This window comes from Luteolibacter pohnpeiensis, assembly GCF_016595435.1.
GTDB lineage: Bacteria > Verrucomicrobiota > Verrucomicrobiia > Verrucomicrobiales > Akkermansiaceae > Luteolibacter > Luteolibacter pohnpeiensis.
The window spans coordinates 1-593 of the sequence record NZ_JAENIJ010000181.1 but is presented as its reverse complement, the minus strand read 5'-3'; the positions used below and the strand labels follow the sequence as shown (position 1 = coordinate 593).

The 593-nt window shown below is 55.6% G+C and carries 1 protein-coding gene; it reads right to left on the bottom strand.

Annotation, left to right across the window (positions count from 1 at the left end; all coding sequences use genetic code 11):
• Positions 1–117: 117 nt before the first annotated feature.
• Positions 118–593: hypothetical protein (locus tag JIN85_RS20870; RefSeq protein WP_234047550.1), on the bottom strand; the 476-nt coding region annotated here is incomplete at its 5' end.

The following is a 593-nucleotide window of genomic DNA, read 5'->3' as shown; positions in this document are numbered from 1 at the left end:
CTTCGGTTGGAAACGGAACTGGGTCAGCCTTGCAAATCACGCAAGACATGAGCGAAACCAGTATAGGGAGTGCGGTCTTCATTTTCTGCCGAACGATAGAGGTGAGCCGCGCGGGCGCTAGCCCGCGTTGGCTCCACTGGCTGGTTCTGCTTTCATTGTTTGGCAGTTGAGGTGCGTCACATTTTCGGCCCCCAGCTTTTCGAACAAACGGGTATATCGCTCCCAAATCTTCATCGCACTGCCTCCCCTTGAGGAAACCTGAGCGATCAGGTCCTGACCGTCGCGGGTAATAACAAACTTCTTTCCTTCTTTGGTGATGAGACCCTTCGACTCCGCCCACTTTAGGGACTGCGTCATTTCCTTCGAAGTCGGAACCGCGTGATTGATGCCGTCCGCAACCGCCTCGATGTCCCGGATATTCGCTCCTTCCTTGGCGCACGACGCAGACGCCGCGTAGAAAATCCACGAGTAGGTTTGGGCTTCAGTCATTTCTACGCAGAACGTATAAGGCCATCCGCGGCGGGATGGAAGCAACAAAGTCAGCTCACAGGCTGGTCGCCGTCGGATGTGCCACCTTGTTCTGGACTGGCGGA